Below are 16,276 nucleotides of genomic sequence, written 5' to 3'. Positions count from 1 at the left end.
TCAAGCAGGCAAGGGGGCTCACGGGGACCCCAGCATCAACAGGGGATCTGGTACCAGGCCCCAGTCTTGGACAAATCTATGAATAGGATATGGTCCGGGGGCCACAGTGTAAACAGGGCGATCAGGATGCCCATTCCCACCACGAGCAGAATGGGCACCATCCACTTTGCGCCATGGAAAGGTCCGGAAAATCGGGTGGAAAACCAGAAGCCGAAAACCATCACAGCCACAAAAATTGCAATATCCACCGCCATAGCTTCTCCCCCCAGGACTATGTGGTAGAGATAGCCTAGCAGCAGCATGAGTCCGCTCATGATCGGCAACGCCAACAGCCACGGTCTGATACCACCCGGCCTGCCACGGTTCAGCCAAAGGGCGGCAGCCAGATAGGGCCAGTATATCAGTTTGATATGCTCCCACAGGCTCTCATTGATTGGAGACAGCAGAGCCGTCACTGGGTTAGGCAGCCACTCATACAGAAAATGCAGCCCAGTCCCGGCCAGCATGGCCAGCAGGCAGGTCAGGATCAACGCGCGCTTGCCATAGAACATCTGGATCACCTCTCCGCTTCACCTTATGCGGAAGAAGAAGGATTTATTCTTCTAGATGGTATATTTTTTCTTTCTGGAGTCAAACTAGGGAAAATCTATTTTCCACGGGGTGTTTTTATGGACATGACCAATCAGGACTATGGCAAGCTGGTAAACGACCGCTCCAAGCCATCTCCTATGGGAAAAAATCTGGTATGGGCTTTTCTGGTGGGGGGCGCCATTTGTACCATTGGGCAGGGGCTCTCCAACCTCTATCAGAGCTGGGGGCTTGACAAAGACCAGGCGGGGACGGCGGTGTCTGTCACCCTGATCTTTGCGGCCGCCCTGCTCACTGGCCTGGGCTGCTTTGACAAACTGGCCAAACGGGCCGGAGCCGGTACCCTGGTCCCGATTACCGGCTTTGCCAACGCCATGGTCTCCCCAGCCCTGGAATTCAAAAGCGAGGGACTCATCACCGGCACAGCGGCCAAGCTCTTTGTAGTGGCCGGGCCCGTGCTGGTCTTTGGTATCTCTGCCAGTGTCATTTACGGCCTTATCTTACTTTTGTTCCAGCTGGTATGAGGCGGTAAAAAAGCTGTCTGTCCCATATGGGACAGACAGCTTTTTTACTCTTCAGCCCTCCTGGCGGGCCAGGGCCACAAGGGCACTGGCTCCGATGCGGTCGGCACCGGCCTCGATCATGGCCTGAGCCTGCTCAAAGGTGCGGATCCCGCCCGCCGCCTTGACGCCGATGTCAGGGCTGATATGTTCCTTAAACAGCTTCACATCCTCCACAGTGGCTCCACCAGTGGAAAATCCTGTGGACGTCTTAATAAAGTCGGCTCCGGACATGGACACCACCCGGCAGGCGGCTACCTTCTCCTCCTGGGTCAACTGGCAGGCTTCCACGATAACCTTCAGGATGCGGCCCTTGCAGGAGGCCTTTACCGCCTTGATTTCAGACAGCACGCCCTCCCAATCTCCTGATTTGGCCTGCCCCAGATTAATGACCATATCGATCTCGTCAGCGCCGTTGCGGATAGCGTCCTCTGTTTCAAAGACCTTTACCTCCGGGGTGGAATAGCCGTTTGGGAAGCCAATGACAGTGCAGATCTTCAGCCGGTTCCCCACGTAGTCCGCCGCCTTCTTTACATAGCGGGGCGGGATACAGACAGAGGCGGTGGAATAGGCCAGCCCCTCGTCACAGACAGCCTTCACCTGTTCCCAAGTGGCAGTTGTGGTTAGGATGGTATGGTCCACCCGGTTCAAAATTTCCTGATGCTCCATCGGTTATGTTCTCCCTTACAAAAATCGGACTTGGTCCGGACAAATATCTCGCCGTCCCATTCTATACCAGTATACCCGATTTTGTCCAGCCTTAATTCGACCTTATCCGCAGATTCCCCGTTTCCAGTGTCAGCGGCTCACACACCGAGGGCGGCCTTCAGCTCCTCTACCCGGTCCAGCTTCTCCCAGGGCAGATCCAAGTCGCTCCGGCCAAAGTGACCATAGGCGGCTATCTGCCGGTAGATGGGCCTACGCAGGTCCAGGTCCCGAATGATGGCGGCGGGGCGCAGGTCGAAAACCCGCCCTACCGCCTCCTCCAGCCGGGCGTCAGAGAGGGTGCCGGTGCCAAAGGTGTCCACCCGGACGGAAACAGGACGGGCTACCCCGATGGCGTAGGCCAGCTGGATCTGGCAGCGGCGCGCCAGTCCGGCAGCCACCACGTTTTTGGCCACCCACCGGGCGGCATAGGCGGCGGAGCGGTCCACCTTGGTGGGGTCCTTGCCGGAGAAGGCGCCGCCGCCGTGGGGGGCGGAGCCGCCGTAAGTATCTACAATGATTTTCCTGCCGGTGAGTCCGGAGTCCCCCTGAGGTCCTCCTACCACAAAGCGGCCGGTGGGATTGACATAGATCTTGGTGTTCTCATCCATAAACTGGGCGGGGATAATGGGTTTGATGACCAGCTCGATCATATCCCGCCGGATCTGCTCCAGCTCGACCTCAGGGCCGTGCTGGGTGGACACCACCACCGCGTCCACCCGGACGGGCCGGTTGTCATCGTCGTACTCCACGGTGACCTGGCTCTTGCCATCTGGACGCAGATAGCTCGCCTTCCCCTCCTTGCGAACCTTTGTCAGCTGCATGGCCAGCTTCTGGGCCAGGGAAATGGGCAGCGGCATCAGCTCAGGCGTTTCATCACAGGCGTAGCCAAACATCATCCCCTGGTCGCCGGCGCCATTATCCAGCCCGTCGTCCATGGTGCCCTCCTTGGCCTCCAGCCCCTTGTTTACCCCCATAGCAATGTCCGGAGACTGCTCGTCAATGGAGGTAATGACGGCACAAGTGTCACAGTCGAAGCCAAATTTGGCCCGGTCATAGCCGATGTCCTTGATTACTTGACGAGCGATCTTGGGGATATCCACATAGCAGTTAGTGGTAATTTCGCCCATCACATGGACCAGCCCCGTGGTCACGGTGGTTTCACAGGCCACCCGTGACATAGGGTCCTGCTCCAGCATAGCGTCCAGCACCGCGTCGGAGATTTGATCACAGATCTTATCGGGGTGTCCTTCGGTTACAGATTCAGAGGTAAACAGTCGCTTTGCCATAATATTCTTTCCTTTCTTTCGTTCCCCTTGGAGTACAAGGGCCTGGGAGGATGAAAGAACGCCCCGCGGCAGGCGGAGCGTTGCAGTTTGGCTTGCATCCTCATCTTGCGATACTCTACCGCCGGATTTGGCACCTTGCCAGAGGCAGGTTGCCGTGGTTTCATAGGGCCGGTCCCTCAACCACTCTTGATAAGGCTATTTAGTTTTACTGATTGATTATATCAACTTTTCTCCCGTTGTCAACTGGTTTCCGCAAATTTCTCCGCAGGCCTGGTCCCTTGACCTATCAGCCCTCCAAGGAGTGGCGGCGGGTCAGCACTGGGTTGACCCCCAGCTTTTTGCCGTTCTCATACAGGTAGAAGCCGGCCCCGCTCTTGCGGCCCAGATAGCCGGCGGTGACCATCTTACGAAGCAGCAGGGAGGGGTGATACTTGGCACCGATCTCCTTGTCCATCACGTTCATCACGTTGAGCAGGATGTCCAATCCAATCATGTCCGCCAGCTCCAGGGGACCCATAGGGTGGTTACAGCCCAGCTTCATGCCGTTGTCCACGTCCTCCACCGAGCCGATAAAAGAGCCCACAATGACACAGGCCTCGTTGAGCATGGGCAGCAGGGCCCGGTTGACGATAAAGCCGGGCTTGTCATCGGCCAGAATCAGGGTCTTGCCCATTTTCTCGCCCACCTCCTTGATGTCCTCCAGCACATCCTGGGCGGTGAGCAGGCCGAAGATGACCTCGCACAGCTTCATCTTGGGCACTGGGGAGAAGAAGTGCATCCCCACCACTCGGGAGGGACGCTTGGTGGCGGCGGCCAGGGCGGTCAGAGAGATGGAGGAGGTGTTAGAGGCAAAGATGGTGTGGTCGGGGCATATCTCCTCCAGCTGGCGAAAGACCGCCTGCTTGGCCTCCAGGTTCTCAAAGATGGCCTCCACCACCAGGTCGGCCTCCCGCGCAGCGGACAGACGGGTATCGATCTTCAGCCGACCCATGCAGTCCTGAAACTCCTCCTCACTCATGGTTCCCTTTTCCACCATGTGCTTCAGCCGGCTCTCAATTCCCATCTGGGCCCGCTCCAGCGTCTCCTGCCGCTGGTCATTGAGGATGACATGATAACCGCTGGTCATAGCGGTCTGGGCGATGCCGCTGCCCATCAGGCCAGCTCCCACCACAAAAATATTCTGGATTGCCATATAAAAACTCCTTTTTCATCCGTATTTCAGTTCCGGACTACTCCCGCCCTTCCAATTACGGGAGGTCCAGGTTCTTGCGGGCCCTATCTTAGCATAGCAACTGTCGCAAGTCTTAGCATAAATGGCCATAAAATATGCAAATATTGTCCTAAAAATATTGATTGGGATGGCTGACAGCCATCCCAATCGGTTTTCCGATTTTTTCGCTCTTTTTTAATAGCGGTTCAACTGAGCCGAACCGTCGTCCGCCCCCTTCTGTATGGCCCTGACCACGGCGTAGTATCCGTAGTCCTGATTGACCTGGACGTAAAACCGCTCCCCCACTTTTTTGCCCAGCAGAGCCGCCCCCATGGGAGATTCCTTACTGATAAGCCCGTTGAGCACGTCCTGGCGGACCGTAGTCACCACCTGCCAGCTCTCTTCCTCCCCGTCCTCCTCCAGATAGATGGTCACCTTGTCGTACAGCCCCACCGTGTCTGGAGCGGAACGGTCCTCGATAACACGCGCCGTCTTGATCATATTTTCCAGATATCGGATGCGGCTCTCATTTTTGTTTTTCTCCCGCTTGGCCGCCTTATACTCGAAGTTCTCGCTCAAATCGCCGAAGGAGCGGGCCACCTTTACTTCCTCCAGAAGCTGTGGCCGGAGCGTGACACGGCGGTAGTCCAGTTCCTCCCGCATTTTTTGGATATCCATTTTGGTCAATTCATTATGCATGACAGGTCCCTTCTTTTCTTCCCGATTCGGGTACTCTGTGACAGCCCCTATTTATTTTTATTGAAAAAGCCATACAGCGTCAGGAGCACAGCGGGGATGGGCAATAGAACGCCCAGCACCGCGAACAGGGCCGCCTGATCCACCACTCCAAACAGATAACACCATACGCCAAGGAGCAGAAGAAAGATCCCCATTAACATCTGCTTCACCTATACCACCCCTGTTCCATGTCCTGCCGTTTCAGGCCTCCCAGCCCGCCAGATAATCCCTCTGCTCCTGGGTCAGCTCGTCGATGGCCAGCCCCATGGCAGCCAGCTTTACCCGGCCGATCTGGTCGTCGATCTCATCCGGGACATTGTACACCTTCTTTTCCAGCTCTCCCCTGTGCTTCGCCAGCCACTCCAGGGACAGGGCTTGGACGGCAAAGGACATATCCATGATCTCCGCCGGATGGCCGTTCCCGGCGGCCAGGTTGACCAGCCGCCCCTCGGCCAGCACATTCAGCGTGCGGCCGTCGGGCAGGCGGTAGCCCCGGATGTTGGCCCGGCGGTCAAACCGCTCCGCCGCCATCTCCCCCAGGGCCGCCACATCCACCTCACAGTCAAAGTGACCGGAGTTACACAACAGGGCGTTGTCCTTCATGACCTGGAAATGGCGCTTCACGATGATGTCCTTGCAGCCGGTGGCGGTAATAAACAGGTCACCCAGCCGGGCCGCCTGATCCATTGGCATCACCCGGAAGTTTTCCATGGTGGCCTCCAGCGCCTTGAAGGGGTCCACTTCACAAACGATGACGTTGGCCCCCATGCCCTTGGCCCGCATAGCGATGCCTTTGCCGCACCAGCCGTAGCCCGCCACCACTACCGTTTTGCCCGCCACCATCAGGTTGGTGGTGTGCATGATGGCGTCCATGGTGGACTGGCCGGTGCCGTATTTGTTGTCGTAGTAGTGCTTGGCCTTGGCATCGTTCACCGCCATCATGGGGCAGGGCAGAATGCCGGCCCGCTGGCGGGCGTACAGTCGGTGGATGCCAGTGGTGGTCTCCTCACAACCGCCGATCAGCCGCTCCCCATACTGGTTGCACCTGTCCCCCAGCAGACTGATGAGGTCGCCACCGTCGTCCACGATCAGGTGGGGGCGGCACTTCAGGGTTTCCACCAACAGATTCTCATACCCTGCCATGTCCACCCCATAGACTCCATAGGTGTCCACGCCCAGGTCCGCCATGGCGGCGGCTACATCGTCCTGGGTGGACAGGGGGTTACAGCCGGTGAGATGGACGTCGGCTCCCCCCTCCCGAAGGACCAGGCCCAGGTTGGCGGTCTTGGCCTCCAGATGGACAGAAACAGCGATGGTCAGCCCGGCAAAGGGCTTTTCCCGGCGGAACCGCTCCTCGATGCCGGACAGGGCAGGCATGAAATCCCGCACCCAGCGGATCTTCTGATGGCCAGATGGGGCCAGGGACATATCTTTCACGATGCTCATGGCATTTCCTCCATATCCTTGTTCTCCGGCCTATTCTATCACACTTTTATTCCCGGCAAAAGGAGATTTTTCTTTTCCGCTATTTGTTTACACTTTGGACGTAGACATTTCTTCTAAAAACGGTTACAATGTCTTTTATCTGACATCCAACAGGAGGAGGGCTTCTTCATGAGAGCCATATCCCGCGGCTTGAGCCGATTCTGCTACAACCATCCCAATCTGGGCATTCCCGATCTAATCAAGTACATCGCTTTGGGCAATGTGTTTGTCTATATCGCAGATATGCTGACCAACGGATGGGTTTCCATGTTCATCCGGTTTTACCCCGAGCTCATCCTTCAGGGCCAGGTGTGGCGCCTCGTTACCTTTATTTTTTCCCCCCTGAGCGTGGGCGGAGGGTTCTGGGGCCCCTTCTTCTTTGCCGTTACCACCTATTTTTACTACTGGATCGGCTCCTCTCTGGAGCGTCAATGGGGCTCCACCCGATTCACAGTCTTTTATGGCCTGGGCGTGCTGCTGAACATTGTAGTAGGCATCGTCACCTATCTGCTGATGCCCATAACTTCCAACCTGAGCGGCTATTATTTTGAAACCGCCACGATGTATTATGTGAATCTCTCCATGTTCTTTTCCTTTGCCACTCTGTACCCGGATATGCAGGTGCTGCTCTATGGCATCATTCCGCTGAAGGTCAAGTGGCTGGCCTGGCTGGACGCCATATTCTTTACCTACGACATCTTTGGCTACCTGACTGGCCACACACCCCTGCGGGCCCTTCTTCCCGTTATTGCCATCCTGAACTACCTCATTTTCTTCTGGGAGGACCTGATGTCTGTTCTGGGCCGGGGCAGCGAGCGAATCCGCTACAGGACCTCCCCCCAGACCATCAACTTCAAGAAGGCCCAAAAGGATGTAAAAGAGCGGAAGGGATATCTCCACAAATGTGCCGTCTGCGGTCTGACCGACGCGGACGATCCCAATATGGAGTTCCGCTACTGCTCCAAGTGCAATGGCTACTACTGCTACTGCATGAAGCACATCAATGACCACACTCATGTGCAGTGATGGCAGCCATTTTTGTCCAAAAATCAAGAGGGGCGCCCTACGGGGTGCCCCTCTTAATTTTATTCAGTTCGCTGCTCTATCCTGCGGTACAAGATAGGCACGTCATAGCCAAATGTCCGCTTTCCGTTAACTTCCATCGTCTCAGATACCGCTAAACACTCCGGAGAAAAGCGTTCAAACAAAGTAAATTTAAGCACAGGAGTGAACATACTGACACTGCCGCCCTCCCAAATGTCACCCTTTTTCTCATAGAGGGCCGGACTAAATTTGTCTGAACACTTCAAGCTGCTGTACTCTATCTCATCCATCTCCTGATAGGTGAAGTGCTCCTTTTCGCAGCCCTCTGGCAGTTCATAAGAAGTCAGCTTGACCCTATCGCCTTCCTCTGTGAATAGGAACAGGTGAGGGGATGCATGGGTCTTTCCTTCTACCGTGTAGTAACTCTCTTCCACTAAGAAAACGCCCTCAAAGTTTTCCGGAAGGTTCCTGATCTTGCTGTTGCATACGGTATTGATATGCTGGGCAAAAGGAAATTGGAGGTCCCCCTTACGCCGCATTTCCTCGAACTGCTGGGCGTTATCAAAACTTCCAGATAAAAGGGTCAAAAATTCATCCAACTGGTCCATATAAGCTCTCCTTTTGAAAATATCAGAATCCAGCTCCTGTCTGGTATCTGGATCGGCCCCTCCACACAGAAGAAGTCCTGTGGGGGGCCTTTTCTTTTCTGTCCTTGGGCGAAATAAATATTCGCCCTGCGGAAATTCTCCGCTTCGCTCCACATTTACGGCCTATCGGCCGCCCCATCCCCGATAGGGCCCCGGCGAGGGGGCGGCTCATCCCCGCGCCACCGCTTCGGCCACGCGAATACCGTCCACCGCCGCACTGACAATGCCCCCCGCATAGCCCGCCCCCTCGCCACAGGGGTACAGGCCATGGAGAGGGGACTGACAGCCCTCATCCCGTAAAATGCGGACAGGAGAGGAGGAGCGTGTCTCCACCCCGGTCAGCACCCCATCTGGTACAGAGAAACCCCGCAGCTTTCGGTCCATCAGGGGCAAGGCATCCCGCAGGGTATCCGACACAAAGTTGGGTAAACAGCCCTCTAAATCAGTCCAAGTCACTCCGGGTTGATATGTGGGAAGAATGGCGCCAGGGCCCTGTGAGGGCCGCTTGTGCAGAAAATCCTCCACTCGCTGGGCAGGGGCCCGGAAGCCTCCACCCCCCAGTTGGAACGCCGCCTTCTCCCATCGCTCTTGGAACCAGACTCCAGCCAGCACATCCGCCTCTGGAAAGTCCTCCGGCCCTACTCCCACTAACAGTCCACCGTTGATATTGGCCCCATCCCGGGCCCGCAGGCTCATACCATTAGTGACCACGCCCCCCTGCCGGGAGGCGGCCGCCACCACCTGCCCACCGGGGCAGACACAGAAGGTGAAAGCCGACCGGCCGCTGGGCAGGTGGCAGGCAAGTTTGTAATCCGAGGGCGGCAGCTTGGAAAAGGCTGGGCCGTACTGCTGGCGGCTCACCGCCTGCTGGTCGTGTTCGACGCGCACCCCAATAGCAAAATTTTTTTTCTCCATGGGCACCCCCGCCTCCTTTAGCATGGTAAAGGTATCCCGTGCGGAGTGGCCAGGGGCCAGGACCAGGGCGTCAGCAGGCAGGCGATAGGGCCCTGTCGGGCCCTCCACCCGTATGCCAGCCAGGACTCCGCCGCTGACGGTCAGTCCAGTCAACCGATGGCCAAACCGGACATCACAGCCCAGGGAAATAAGCTCCCGGCGGATATTTTTCACCACCTGGCGCAAAATATCGGTTCCGATGTGGGGTTTATGGGAATACTTGACATCGGCGGGGGCCCCCGCCTCCACCAGCACGTCCAGCACAGCGGAGATGCGGGGATCGTGGGTCCCAGTGGTCAGCTTCCCGTCGGAGAAAGTACCAGCTCCCCCTTCGCCAAACTGTACGTTAGACTCCTCGTCCAAAATCCCAGTGTCCCAGAAAGCCCCCACGTCCAGGGTCCTCCGGTCCACATCCCGCCCCCGCTCCAAAATGACAGAGGGAATACCATTGCGGGCCAGAAACAAGGCGGCAAAGAGTCCTGCCGGGCCCATGCCCACCACTACCGGAGGCAGGGCCGACTTCCGTCCCACACTGGGGAAGGCGTAGGGTCTCCGCTCCGTCAGAGAGATGTTTCGACCGGGGGCGGAACGGACCAGGGAAGCCTCGTTGGCCATGGACAGCTCCACGGTATAGACATAGTGGACATCATCTTTCCTCCGCGCGTCAATGGACTGGCGAACGATGTCCAGCTCCCCTAGTGCCCCAGGGCGCACACCCAGCGTCCGGGCCGCGCGCTTTCTGAGCTGATCCAGGTCCCCGTCTACTGGCAGGGCCAGCCCTCCGATCCTTATCATCTCAATCACCTCTTTTCAGAGTATTGTATCACAGCCGGCGGCAAAGCGGAAGTTTTGGATCGCTCTTTTTCTCCTTTTCCTCCGCCTGGAGCTCGCATCCCGCCGCTCTGCCCAGAGGAGCGAATCCCCGTCTTTTTCCCAGAATTTGTCGAAATATGTTGAAAAAAGCAGTTTTTCCCATTTATTCTCTTTTTATGCCCCCGTGCCGAGGAAAAATCGCCGCATTTGTACCGGGGGGCCGACCGTCAGCAGAATACAAAGAAAATGGAGGCAATGAAAATCATGGCAAGAAAAACTGTGGAGCGCAATATCTCATACGACGACGCCCGGGATCTGTACTACGTCAGTATGGACCTGGGCCGTGATGAGGAGGGCAGGCGGATCAAGCAGTACCGTACCTTTCCCACCCTGACCGCCGCCCGGGCGGGACTGCGGGATTTCCTGGCCCATCGGGATCAGGAGCGCCAGACCCCCCGGCATCAGCTCACCCTGTCCGAGTGGCTGGAATACTGGATGGACACCATCGTGCGGCCCAATCGGGCGGAAACCACGGTGTATTCCTATCAAAAGATCATTGACAATCACCTTGGCCCAGCCCTGGGGGATATGCCCCTTCTGAAGCTGACGCCTAAGGACATCCAGCAATACTATACCCAGGTACAGCGGGATAACAGCCTCTCCTCCAACACCATGCGTCGGCACCACGACCTTCTTTCCTCCTCCCTGCGGACGGCGGTGCGGCAGGATATGCTGCTGGTCTCTCCCATGGACCGGGTGGAGCCCCCCAGGTCCAAGCTTTATGAGGCGGACTTCTACACCCCGGAGGAGCTGAAACGGCTCTACGCCCTCCTCCCCGGCCACCGGCTGGAACTGCCTGTCAAGCTGGCGGGCAGCCTGGGTCTGCGGCGGGAGGAGCTGTGCGGTCTGAAGTGGGAAAATGTAAACTTTCAGCTCCGGGTCATCTATATTCGGGAGGCCCGCACCGCCTTCGGCGCCACCATCATCCAAAAGGAGACCAAAAACCGCGCCTCGGTCCGCACACTCTATCTCCCCGAAGATATCTTCCGGCTGCTGAACCAGGAGCGGGCGCGCCAGAACGCGCTCTTCCGCGGGCGGGAGGAGCCTGGCCATGTGGTGCTGGACCACAAGGAGCTGCCCTACTCGCCCAACGCTCTGTCCCTGGCCTTTACCCGCTTCGTGCGAAAAAATGACCTGCCTCGGGTCACCCTCCACGGCCTGCGCCACTCCTTTGCCACCATTGCCTCCTTCCAGGGCGTGTCCCTCTTCGATATCGGCAAAGCCCTGGGCCACTCCACCCCCGCCACCACCGGCCGCATCTACACCCACCTCATCGACCGCACCCACGAGGAGACTCTGATGCGGGTGTCGGACGCGCTGAAATAACCGTTGTATTCCCTCTAAATTTGCGGTATCATTTGAGAGAGAGGAGGGAGTGTCTATGCGTATTATGGCCATTGACTACGGCGACGCCCACACCGGCGTGGCCATCTCTGACCCCACCGGACTTTTGGCCGGGACCACCACTACTATCCACAGCCGGAAGGGCGGGGTGGTGCTGGAGGAGCTGAAGAAGCTGGTGGATGCCTACCGGGTGGAGGAGCTGGTCATGGGCTTTCCCCGGAATATGGACGGCACCGAGGGCCCTAGGGCCCAGCTATACCGGGACTTTGCCGGCCAGGTGGAGGAGGTCACCGGTCTGAAGCCCATCCTGTGGGACGAGCGGAGGACCACCGTGGACGCCCACCGTATCCTTTTTGCGGCAGGACAGAACGCCAAAAAGCGGAAAAAGACAGTGGACGCCGTGGCGGCCTCCCTGATTCTGGAGGGCTATCTGAATTTCAAACGAATGACTCAACAATAGGAGTTCAACAGATATAAGGGGGAAAGAAATATGTACGGTATCAATGTGATCTACACCATGAAGTCCGGCAAGCGGGAGGAATTTCTGGCCGGAGTGGCCGCAAGCGGCGCTCAGGCGGCGGTGCGCGGGGAGGAGGGCTGTCTGCAATACGACTATTTCACCTCGGTGGATGACCCGGACAAACTGCTCCTGCTGGAGAAGTGGACCAATCGGGAGGCCCAGAAGGTCCACATGGGCCAGCCTCATATGGCGCTGATCCAGGAGGTCAAGGATCGCTGCGCGGCCGATACGATTCTGGAAACTTACGACCTGCCGTAAGCGGTCCAGGTTGAAAATGGTGAAGGAGGAAATACATATGGAAATCAAAACTGTTTGGGCCGTCTATTTTAGCGGCACCGGCACCACAGAAAAGGTAGCTACCCATCTTGCCAGGTCCCTGGCTGGGCAACTGGGAGCCCAGTACAAGTCCCATGACTACACCCAGCCCAAGGGCCGGGAAAACGCGCTACAGTTCGGTCCGGATGAACTGGTGGTATTGGGTACTCCGGTCTATGCCGGGCGAGTCCCCAACATGATGCTGCCCTTTGTACAGAACAGCATCCACGGCGAGGGCACCCTGGCCGTCCCCGTGGTCCTCTACGGAAATCGAAACTTCGACGACGGGTTGATGGAGCTCAAGCAGGTGATGACGGCCAACGGCTTCCTGCCCATCGCTGGGGCCGCCATCGTGGGCGAGCATTCCTTCTCCAAGATCCTGGGCGCCGGCCGCCCCGACGGGGAGGACATGGCTCTGGTGGACCAGCTGGCCCAGCAGACTGCTGAGAAGGTCAAGGGTCTGGCGGCGCTGCCCGCTGAACCGGTCCAGGTGGAGGGCTGCGACCCCATCCGCCCCTACTACACCCCTCGGGACCGGAACGGCGAGCCCATCAAGGACTTCCTGAAGGCCAAGCCCGTCACCGACCTGGACAAGTGCGTTCGGTGCGGCCTGTGCGCCCGGCTGTGCCCCATGGGGGCCATCGATCCCAACGATGTGAGCCAGGTGGTGGGCAAGTGCATCAAGTGCTGCGCCTGTGTGAAGAAGTGCCCCATGGGGGCCAAGTACTTCGACCATGAGGGCTACCTATACCACCAGCATGAGCTGGAGGACCTGTACGCTGCCCGCCGGGCGGAGAGCAAGATCTTTATCTGAAGAACATGGGAGATCGGGGAATGGAACAGGACCGGGAAACTCTGTGTCAGGTGTGCCTGCTGCTCTATCAGCGGGGCTATGTGGTTAGCAACGACGGCAATGTTTCCGTTCGGATTGGGGAAGACCAGGTACTCATCACCCCTTCCGGTGTAAGCAAGGGCCGGCTGACCCCTGATATGCTGGTAGTATGCGACCTGGAGGGCCGGGTGTTGGCAGGACACCTCCACCCCTCCTCTGAATCTGCTATGCATCTGCTCGTCTACCGGGAGCGCCCCGATGTAGGCGCGGTGGTCCATGCTCACCCGCCGGCGGCCACCGCCTTTTCCATCTGCCGCCGCCCCCTGGCCCAGCACTATCTGACCGAAACCATTAGTGGGCTGGGGGAGGTGCCTGTGGCCCCCTTTGCCCTCCCCTCCACCAGCCAGGTCCCCGACAGCCTGCGCCCCTATGTGGCCGGCTGCAATGGGGCCCTGCTGGCCAACCATGGGGCCATCGCCTGGGGCAGAGACCTCTGGCATGCCTTTGACCGGATGGAGCAGGTGGAGCAGACCGCCAAGATCTTTGCCCTCGTTCACCAACTTGGAGGCGGGGTGGAACTGTCACCAGAGCAGGTAGGGGCTATCCGAGGGCTGGAGGGGCACTACCGGACGCTGTCCGGGTCCAGAACTCCCCACGAGGAACAGGGAGGTGGAAGAACATGACGCAGCCTTATCCAGACCATATCCGGCTGGGCCCAGGAGAAGACAGCGTTATCCTGCTGGATCAGACCCAGCTGCCCAACCGCCTGGAGGAACGGCAGGTCCGTTCCCTGGCCGAGATGATAGAGGCCATCCGCTCCCTGCGGGTCCGGGGCGCCCCTGCCATTGGAATCTTTGCCGGGTACTGCCTGTATGCCCTGTCCCGTCAGCTGGAGGCGCGGGGGTGGAAGGGTCCGGCCCTGCTGGCTGAACTGGAGGGGCTGGGGGCCGCTCTGGCCGGGGCAAGGCCCACCGCTGTCAACCTGTCCTGGGCCGTGGATCGGATGCTGCGCGCAGCCCGGGGCTCGGCTGGCGAGCACATGTCGGAGGCGCTGGGCAGGGAGTGCCGGGCCATCCATCAGGAGGACCAGGATATGTGCCACAAAATCTCGGAGTACGGTTTGTCCCTTTTACAGTCAGGAGACGGGGTACTCACCCACTGCAACGCCGGCCCTCTGGCTACCTCCCGCTATGGCACCGCCCTTGGTCCTATCCTGCTGGCCCAGGAGCGCGGCATTTCTCTACGGGTATTCGCGGACGAGACCCGGCCTCTGCTCCAGGGAGCTCGGCTCACCGCCTGGGAGCTTCAGCAGGCTGGGGTAGACGTGACCCTCATCTGCGATAATATGGCCTCCATCGTCATGAAAAACGGCTGGGTCCAGGCCTGTTTCGTGGGCTGCGACCGGGTAGCTGCCAACGGGGACACGGCCAATAAGATCGGCACCAGCGGGGTGGCCATCCTGGCCCGCCACTACGGGGTCCCCTTCTATGTATTGGGGCCTACTTCCACCATCGACCTGAGCTGCCCTGACGGGGATCACATCCCTATCGAGGAGCGAGACGGGGAGGAGATCCGCTCTCTGTGGTACCGGGAACCCATGGCCCCCTCCGGGGTAAAGTGCTATAACCCCGCCTTCGACATCACTCCCCATACGCTGATCTCCGCCATTATCACCGAGAGGGGCATCTGCCGTCCTCCCTACTCCCTCTCCCTGCCAGCCCTGTTTTCTCCCCCTCAAGGCGAACCCTCATACAGCCCATAACGAAGCGGTCGCCAGATTGGCGGCCGCTTCGTTCTCTATTTTTTCTGGGCGGCCCTCACCGCTCCATCTTCCAGAACCGGACGCTGTACGGCGGCAGCTCGCTTCCTCCGCCGAAGTCGTGCTTTTCCCCGGAGATCAGATCCCAGGCCAGGCCACAGCCGGCGTCAAAATGGGCGGTATAGGGCTGGCTGTCCCCGTTGACCGCCACCAGCACCCGCTCCTGTTCACATTTCCGCTCGAAGATGATCTGGCGGTTGGTCAGCACTACGTTCCGGTAACCCCCATAACACAGAGCCGGGCTGTTTCTCTTGGCCGCCGCCAGTTTGGCGATATGCTCCGTCAGTTGGTTCCACTCCGGCCTCTCCAATGCCGGACGGAGCGCGTCGTCGCTGTCCGGTCCCTTCCGGCCCTCCAGCCCCCACTCGCTGCCGTAGTATACCGCCGGCACCCCAGGCATCCCAAACATCAGCCCATAGGCCGGGGCCAGATGATTTCGGTCGGTCAGTCGGGAGGCGATGCGGTCCACATCGTGGTTATCCAGGAAGGACAGCAGGTGGGCCCCCTGATATAAGGTCCACTGCTCCGGCCCGAACTGCCGGGCAAGGGAGTGGCCGATCTCAAACATATTCCTGGAGTTGAAGCTGGACCACAGTCCCTTGTAGCACTCGTAGTTTGTCACTGAGTGGCACAGCTCCGGCCCCATCCATCGGTTATAGTCCCCGTGCAGCGTCTCTCCCATCAGCACAAAGTCCGGTTTCAGCCCTTGGGCAAAGGCTCTCAACCGCTTCAGGTACTCCGGGGGTAAGCAGTAGGCCACGTCCAGCCGCAGCCCGTCGATGCCGAACCGCTCCACCCAGGACCGGATGGCGTTAAATTGGTGTTCTATCACCGCCGGATTCCACAGATTCAGCTTGACCAGCTCGTTGTGGCCCTCCCAGCCCTCGTACCAGAAGCCGTCATGATACTCGGTATCCCCGTCAAAGCTCAGGTGGAACCAGTCCCGGTATGGACTGTCCCATTTTTTCTTCTGTACCTCCTGAAACGCCCAGAAGCCCCGTCCCACATGGTTGAACACCCCGTCCAGCATCACCCGGATGCCGGCCTGATGGAACGTCCGGCACACCTGGGCCAAATCTTCATCGCTCCCCAGCCGAGGGTCCACCGTAAAATAGTCCCGGGTGTCATAGCCGTGGCGGTCGCTGTCAAAGACCGGGTTGAGCAGCACCGTGTCCGCTCCCAGCCGCTTGATGTGGTCCACCCAGTCCAGCAGCCGCAGGATGCGGGGGGTCCTCACCCCGTCGTTTTCCTTCGGTGCGCCGCACAGGCCCAGAGGATATATTTGATAGATGACCGCTTCGTCAAACCACATTGACAGGCCCTCCTTCCATCCTGCCCTTAGGGGCGGATATG

The 16,276-nt window shown here is 58.7% G+C and carries 18 protein-coding genes and 1 riboswitch; of the genes, 8 read left to right on the top strand and 10 right to left on the bottom strand.

The genetic code is table 11. From position 1 onward, the window contains the following. Nucleotides 1–35: 35 nt before the first annotated feature. Nucleotides 36–551: a DUF6512 family protein gene (locus H8S11_RS00915; protein WP_240288360.1), complete on the bottom strand. Its 516-nt coding sequence runs from the start codon at nucleotides 549–551 to the stop codon at nucleotides 36–38. A 117-nt stretch (nucleotides 552–668) separates the two neighbouring features. Here H8S11_RS00915 and spoVAC point away from each other — a divergent pair, with 117 nt between their 5' ends. Further along, on the top strand, nucleotides 669–1,112 hold the full coding sequence (gene spoVAC / locus H8S11_RS00910) for a stage V sporulation protein AC (RefSeq protein ID WP_147571660.1): 444 nt from the start codon (nucleotides 669–671) through the stop codon (nucleotides 1,110–1,112). Between the two features lie 51 nt (nucleotides 1,113–1,163). Here the strand turns inward: spoVAC and deoC are convergent, their stop codons facing one another. The 6 genes from deoC to H8S11_RS00880 form a co-directional block, all read right to left on the bottom strand. Then, nucleotides 1,164–1,817, bottom strand: a complete 654-nt coding sequence (gene deoC, locus H8S11_RS00905) for a deoxyribose-phosphate aldolase (RefSeq protein ID WP_147571661.1) — start codon at nucleotides 1,815–1,817, stop codon at nucleotides 1,164–1,166. A 137-nt stretch (nucleotides 1,818–1,954) separates the two neighbouring features. Next, nucleotides 1,955–3,142, bottom strand: a complete 1,188-nt coding sequence (gene metK / locus H8S11_RS00900) for a methionine adenosyltransferase (protein ID WP_186851874.1) — start codon at nucleotides 3,140–3,142, stop codon at nucleotides 1,955–1,957. Nucleotides 3,143–3,239: 97 nt separating this feature from the next. Then, a riboswitch (SAM riboswitch) is annotated at nucleotides 3,240–3,338 on the bottom strand. A gap of 90 nt (nucleotides 3,339–3,428) precedes the next feature. Next, nucleotides 3,429–4,334 carry a 3-hydroxyacyl-CoA dehydrogenase family protein gene (locus H8S11_RS00895; RefSeq protein ID WP_147571663.1) on the bottom strand — a complete coding sequence of 302 codons (906 nt, stop codon included), beginning with the start codon at nucleotides 4,332–4,334 and terminating at the stop codon, nucleotides 3,429–3,431. A gap of 213 nt (nucleotides 4,335–4,547) precedes the next feature. Then, entirely contained in the window at nucleotides 4,548–5,051 is a 504-nt protein-coding gene (locus tag H8S11_RS00890) for a GreA/GreB family elongation factor (RefSeq protein ID WP_186851873.1), read from the bottom strand. A gap of 47 nt (nucleotides 5,052–5,098) precedes the next feature. Then, the gene (locus tag H8S11_RS00885; RefSeq protein WP_186851872.1) at nucleotides 5,099–5,260 is read right to left on the bottom strand and encodes a hypothetical protein; all 162 of its coding nucleotides are present in this window, start codon (nucleotides 5,258–5,260) and stop codon (nucleotides 5,099–5,101) included. 31 nt (nucleotides 5,261–5,291) lie between these two features. Then, nucleotides 5,292–6,536 (bottom strand): adenosylhomocysteinase, encoded by a 1,245-nt coding sequence (locus H8S11_RS00880; RefSeq protein WP_147571665.1) that lies wholly within the window; start codon nucleotides 6,534–6,536, stop codon nucleotides 5,292–5,294. A 168-nt stretch (nucleotides 6,537–6,704) separates the two neighbouring features. Between H8S11_RS00880 and H8S11_RS00875 the strand changes: the two genes are divergently transcribed. Further along, nucleotides 6,705–7,601, top strand: coding sequence for a rhomboid family intramembrane serine protease (locus tag H8S11_RS00875; RefSeq protein ID WP_240288368.1), 897 nt, complete (start codon nucleotides 6,705–6,707; stop codon nucleotides 7,599–7,601). A 59-nt stretch (nucleotides 7,602–7,660) separates the two neighbouring features. Here the strand turns inward: H8S11_RS00875 and H8S11_RS00870 are convergent, their stop codons facing one another. Beyond that, nucleotides 7,661–8,227, bottom strand: coding sequence for a hypothetical protein (locus tag H8S11_RS00870; protein ID WP_186851871.1), 567 nt, complete (start codon nucleotides 8,225–8,227; stop codon nucleotides 7,661–7,663). A gap of 207 nt (nucleotides 8,228–8,434) precedes the next feature. Continuing rightward, nucleotides 8,435–10,015, bottom strand: coding sequence for an NAD(P)/FAD-dependent oxidoreductase (locus tag H8S11_RS00865; protein WP_186851870.1), 1,581 nt, complete (start codon nucleotides 10,013–10,015; stop codon nucleotides 8,435–8,437). A gap of 282 nt (nucleotides 10,016–10,297) precedes the next feature. On the opposite strand from H8S11_RS00865, the gene H8S11_RS00860 reads away from it, so the two are divergent. The 6 genes from H8S11_RS00860 to mtnA are packed head-to-tail and all read left to right on the top strand — an operon-like array spanning nucleotide 10,298 to nucleotide 14,866. Beyond that, on the top strand, nucleotides 10,298–11,419 hold the full coding sequence (locus H8S11_RS00860; protein ID WP_147571668.1) for a tyrosine-type recombinase/integrase: 1,122 nt from the start codon (nucleotides 10,298–10,300) through the stop codon (nucleotides 11,417–11,419). Between the two features lie 55 nt (nucleotides 11,420–11,474). Further along, entirely contained in the window at nucleotides 11,475–11,897 is a 423-nt protein-coding gene (gene ruvX / locus H8S11_RS00855; RefSeq protein WP_186851869.1) for a Holliday junction resolvase RuvX, read from the top strand. 30 nt (nucleotides 11,898–11,927) lie between these two features. Continuing rightward, complete coding sequence (locus tag H8S11_RS00850) at nucleotides 11,928–12,215, top strand: putative quinol monooxygenase (protein WP_186851868.1); 288 nt, start codon at nucleotides 11,928–11,930, stop codon at nucleotides 12,213–12,215. 37 nt (nucleotides 12,216–12,252) lie between these two features. Beyond that, complete coding sequence (locus H8S11_RS00845) at nucleotides 12,253–13,086, top strand: EFR1 family ferrodoxin (RefSeq protein WP_186851867.1); 834 nt, start codon at nucleotides 12,253–12,255, stop codon at nucleotides 13,084–13,086. A 20-nt stretch (nucleotides 13,087–13,106) separates the two neighbouring features. Beyond that, entirely contained in the window at nucleotides 13,107–13,787 is a 681-nt protein-coding gene (locus H8S11_RS00840; protein ID WP_186851866.1) for a class II aldolase/adducin family protein, read from the top strand. After that, the gene (gene mtnA, locus H8S11_RS00835) at nucleotides 13,784–14,866 is read left to right on the top strand and encodes an S-methyl-5-thioribose-1-phosphate isomerase (RefSeq protein WP_186851865.1); all 1,083 of its coding nucleotides are present in this window, start codon (nucleotides 13,784–13,786) and stop codon (nucleotides 14,864–14,866) included. Before H8S11_RS00840 ends, mtnA begins: the two co-directional genes overlap by 4 nt. A 55-nt stretch (nucleotides 14,867–14,921) precedes the next feature. On the opposite strand, the gene H8S11_RS00830 is transcribed toward mtnA, so the two are convergent. Beyond that, on the bottom strand, nucleotides 14,922–16,235 hold the full coding sequence (locus tag H8S11_RS00830) for an alpha-amylase family glycosyl hydrolase (protein ID WP_186851864.1): 1,314 nt from the start codon (nucleotides 16,233–16,235) through the stop codon (nucleotides 14,922–14,924). Nucleotides 16,236–16,276 lie beyond the last annotated feature (41 nt).

The organism is Flintibacter hominis (genome assembly GCF_014287965.1).
GTDB lineage: Bacteria > Bacillota > Clostridia > Oscillospirales > Oscillospiraceae > Lawsonibacter > Lawsonibacter aceti.
This window is presented reverse-complemented; position numbering and strand designations above follow the sequence as displayed.

Coding starts and splice junctions, on each gene's coding strand:
- H8S11_RS00915 (WP_240288360.1), bottom strand. CDS start 551: ATGTTCTATGGCAAGCGCGCGTTGATCCTGACCTGCCTGCTGGCCATG.
- spoVAC (WP_147571660.1), top strand. CDS start 669: ATGGACATGACCAATCAGGACTATGGCAAGCTGGTAAACGACCGCTCC.
- deoC (WP_147571661.1), bottom strand. CDS start 1,817: ATGGAGCATCAGGAAATTTTGAACCGGGTGGACCATACCATCCTAACC.
- metK (WP_186851874.1), bottom strand. CDS start 3,142: ATGGCAAAGCGACTGTTTACCTCTGAATCTGTAACCGAAGGACACCCC.
- H8S11_RS00895 (WP_147571663.1), bottom strand. CDS start 4,334: ATGGCAATCCAGAATATTTTTGTGGTGGGAGCTGGCCTGATGGGCAGC.
- H8S11_RS00890 (WP_186851873.1), bottom strand. CDS start 5,051: ATGCATAATGAATTGACCAAAATGGATATCCAAAAAATGCGGGAGGAA.
- H8S11_RS00880 (WP_147571665.1), bottom strand. CDS start 6,536: ATGAGCATCGTGAAAGATATGTCCCTGGCCCCATCTGGCCATCAGAAG.
- H8S11_RS00875 (WP_240288368.1), top strand. CDS start 6,705: ATGAGAGCCATATCCCGCGGCTTGAGCCGATTCTGCTACAACCATCCC.
- H8S11_RS00870 (WP_186851871.1), bottom strand. CDS start 8,227: ATGGACCAGTTGGATGAATTTTTGACCCTTTTATCTGGAAGTTTTGAT.
- H8S11_RS00865 (WP_186851870.1), bottom strand. CDS start 10,015: ATGATAAGGATCGGAGGGCTGGCCCTGCCAGTAGACGGGGACCTGGAT.
- H8S11_RS00860 (WP_147571668.1), top strand. CDS start 10,298: ATGGCAAGAAAAACTGTGGAGCGCAATATCTCATACGACGACGCCCGG.
- ruvX (WP_186851869.1), top strand. CDS start 11,475: ATGCGTATTATGGCCATTGACTACGGCGACGCCCACACCGGCGTGGCC.
- H8S11_RS00850 (WP_186851868.1), top strand. CDS start 11,928: ATGTACGGTATCAATGTGATCTACACCATGAAGTCCGGCAAGCGGGAG.
- H8S11_RS00845 (WP_186851867.1), top strand. CDS start 12,253: ATGGAAATCAAAACTGTTTGGGCCGTCTATTTTAGCGGCACCGGCACC.
- H8S11_RS00840 (WP_186851866.1), top strand. CDS start 13,107: ATGGAACAGGACCGGGAAACTCTGTGTCAGGTGTGCCTGCTGCTCTAT.
- mtnA (WP_186851865.1), top strand. CDS start 13,784: ATGACGCAGCCTTATCCAGACCATATCCGGCTGGGCCCAGGAGAAGAC.
- H8S11_RS00830 (WP_186851864.1), bottom strand. CDS start 16,235: ATGTGGTTTGACGAAGCGGTCATCTATCAAATATATCCTCTGGGCCTG.